Source organism: Kitasatospora sp. NPDC059571 (assembly GCF_042735675.1).
Classification (GTDB): Bacteria; Actinomycetota; Actinomycetes; order Streptomycetales; family Streptomycetaceae; genus Kitasatospora.
The window spans coordinates 1-2,920 of sequence record NZ_JBHWBW010000241.1 but is presented as its reverse complement, the minus strand read 5'-3'; the positions used below and the strand labels follow the sequence as shown (position 1 = coordinate 2,920).

Here is a 2,920-nt window from a genome sequence, read left to right as displayed (position 1 = left end):
TGTGTTTTTGTTATACTCCGCGCGCCCCCCCCCCCCCGGGCCCCCGCCCCCCCGGCCGCCCCCCCTCGTCGTTCTGCCGTCCCGGCCGGGCGGCGCCCTCAGGCCAGCTCGGTCCGGTTGATCCAGGCGATGTCGCGGTCGGCCAGGAACCACTCGGGGGCGGTCAGCGGGCGCCGCCGGTCGAAGGTGTGCGGCACCGGGTCGTGCCGGATCAGGTCGGGTTCGGCGCCCAGGGCGAGCAGCAGGTCGGTGACGTCGACGGCGAGGTTGGGCGGACCGCTCAGCAGCACGTCGCGGCCCGAGCAGTCGCCGAGGCCCTCCAGGCCGTCCAGGAGCAGGTCGACGGCCTCCGCGCGGCCGGAGCCGTCGGCGGGCACCGCGAGCAGCACCTCCAGCCAGGGGCTCCGGCCGACCAGCTCCCGCAGGTCCGCGAGGTCGTAGCGGTCCGCCTCGTCGCGGGCGCCGAGGACCACGGTGGCCGGTCGTCCGCCGTCCCGGCCGAGCTGTTCGAGCAGGGCCTTGATCTGGCCCCAGCCCGTGCCGCCGGCCACCGCCAGCAGCGGCCGCCGGGACGTCCGGTCCAGCACCGCGTCGCCGAGCGGCGGGCCGATCCGCAGCTGCTCGCCGACGACCGTGTCGTGGACCAGCGCGGTGGAGAGCAGCCCGCCGGGCACCCGGCGCACGTGCAGGTCCAGGGTGCCGTCCGGGCGGGGCGCGCAGGCGATCGAGTACGGGCGCCAGACCTGCGGCACCCTGGGCGAGCAGAGCGTGAGGTACTGCCCCGCGGTGTACGGGTAGCCGCGGTCCGGGGCGAGGGTCAGCACGGCGACGTCGGGGGCGGCCCGGCGGCGCTGCACCACCTCGGCCTGCCACCACGGAGGCGTGTCGGCCGGGACGGCGGCCGCCGCGGCGGTCATCGCCTCGGAGATCACCGTCCAGGCCTGTCCCCAGGCCTTCTCGTCCGCCGCCGTCCAGGCGTGGCCGGAGGAGTGCCGCAGGGCGGCCAGCAGGCTGGCACCGACAGCGGGGTAGTGCTCGGGCCGGACGCCGAACTTGCGGTGGTCGCGGCCGAGGGAGGACAGGTAGCCGGCCAGCCGCTCCGGCTCCTCCAGCCGCCCGACCACCCGGGTGAGCGCCGCGAACAGGCGGTCGCGCTGCTCGTCCAGGTCGGCGGGGAAGAGCCGCCGCAGCTCCGGGTGGTGGGCGAAGAGGTGCGCGTAGAAGTAGGTGGTCAGCTGGCGGGCCCGGCGTTCGACGACCGCCAGGCCGGCCCGCAGGACTGCGGGGTCGACGCTCACCGGCCGGGCCTCAGCCGGCGGCCGCCATGGCCCGGCCCATGGTGTCGGCGACGACCCCGTACACGGCCGCCCAGGAGGCCTCGGCCTCCGTGCTCCAGGCGTCCCCCGCGTAGTGCCGCAGGGCGGCGATCAGGCTGGCGCCGACGGCGGGAAGGTGCTCGGGCAGCGCGCCGTAGCCGGCGTGCCGGCGGCCGAGCCCGGTGAGGATTCCGACCAGCTCGTCGGTCGACTCCAGGTTCGCCACCAGGGCGCCGAGCGCCTCCCAGAGCCGGTCCTGCTGCTCGTCCAAGTGCTCGGCGAAGAGGCCGCGGACACCGGGGTGGTGCTCGAACAGGTGCCGGTAGAAGTAGGCGGTCACCTCGGTGCCGTGCGGTTCGACGGCGGCGAAACTCTGCTTCACGAGAACGGTGTCGATGGTCACGTCCGCCGACTCTACTGACCCCCTGTCAAATCGAACAGGGCGTCCGGGGGAATGATCGCGGACTTCGGGAGATGCCGGCCCGTGATCTCCGCACAATCGGGCCGGAAGGCCATTTCCGGCCATCTGCACGGCGTTCGTGGCATGTGGCTGCCAATCGGGTGCAATCGGTCCTCTACCTGCTGGTGTCGGATTTTGACGGGCTGTCGGCCGTGCTTCTCTTTTGTCGGATGGTATGGCCTCGCGGTCCGGCCGGGCCGCTCGCCCGGGCCCGCCCCGGCGAGCGAAGGAGAGCCGGATGTCCCCACACTGCTGCCCGGTCGCACAGGCCCCCGGCGCCCGGCCGAGGGCGCGGATGCTCGCTGCGGCGACCGCGGCCGGACTGCTGCTCGGCTGGGCGGCCGGACCCGCTCCGGCCCGGCAGACTCCTGCCGCATGGACGGGCGGCGCGCAGGCGGTGCTGCCGTCCGGGCTGACCGTTCGGCTGGAATTCGCCCCCCTGCCCGGAATCGACGCCGCGGCTGCGCCGGGAGTTCTCGGCGGCCGCACCGGGGACACCGCGGCGTACACGGACGGAATCCGCCCGGGTGATCCCGCCGAGACCTTCCGGATGTCGGACCCGCACCCGCAGCAGGACGGTTCCTGGCGGGCACTGGGAACGCTGCGGATCGCGTTTTCCCGGCCGGTCCGCAATGCCCGACTGCACGTCAGCGGACTCACTGCACGGGCCGCCGCCGCCACGGGCACCACCACCGCGGCCGCCCGGCTCGTCCTCGCCGAGGCCGCCCCGGCCGCCCCCGCGCTCACCGCCCGCACCGCGTGGACGGGCTGGACGGTCGACGGCGGCACCGTCGCCCCGCCCGCCGACGGCGCCGCGGACTCCGCCGGCGACGGCTCCGGCAGCCTCGAACTCGGCGGCACCGTCAGTTCCGTCACCCTCCGGGTCGAGCGGCGCACCACCGCCCGGAACGGCTCCACCACGCCCGCCCCCGCACTGGGCACGGCCGTCACGGTCGGCCTGGACGAGTCGCTCGGCACCGCGCCCGCCGGGTACGGCAACGCCTCGCACCTGCGCTCCGACCTCGCCCTCGGCCGGGACGCGGGCGCGCCGGCCGGGCCGGCCGCGGACGGTTCGCGCCCTGCCCCGCCGGCCGAGGAGGAGCCGGCAGCCCGGCGGCCGCTGGTCGAACTGGCCCCCGGCAGG

The 2,920-nt window shown here is 76.0% G+C and carries 2 protein-coding genes and 1 pseudogene; 1 reads left to right on the top strand and 2 read right to left on the bottom strand.

The window, feature by feature from the left end:
* Positions 1-98: 98 nt before the first annotated feature.
* A complete protein-coding gene (locus ACFV0G_RS24095; RefSeq protein ID WP_380551537.1) occupies positions 99-1,298 on the bottom strand; it encodes a globin domain-containing protein in 1,200 nt (399 codons plus the stop codon).
* Positions 1,299-1,308: 10 nt separating this feature from the next.
* Positions 1,309-1,719, bottom strand: a complete 411-nt coding sequence (locus tag ACFV0G_RS24090; protein ID WP_380551534.1) for a globin domain-containing protein — start codon at positions 1,717-1,719, stop codon at positions 1,309-1,311.
* Between the two features lie 295 nt (positions 1,720-2,014).
* On the opposite strand from ACFV0G_RS24090, the pseudogene ACFV0G_RS24085 reads away from it, so the two are divergent.
* Positions 2,015-2,920: pseudogene (locus ACFV0G_RS24085) on the top strand (hypothetical protein); the annotation flags it as partial.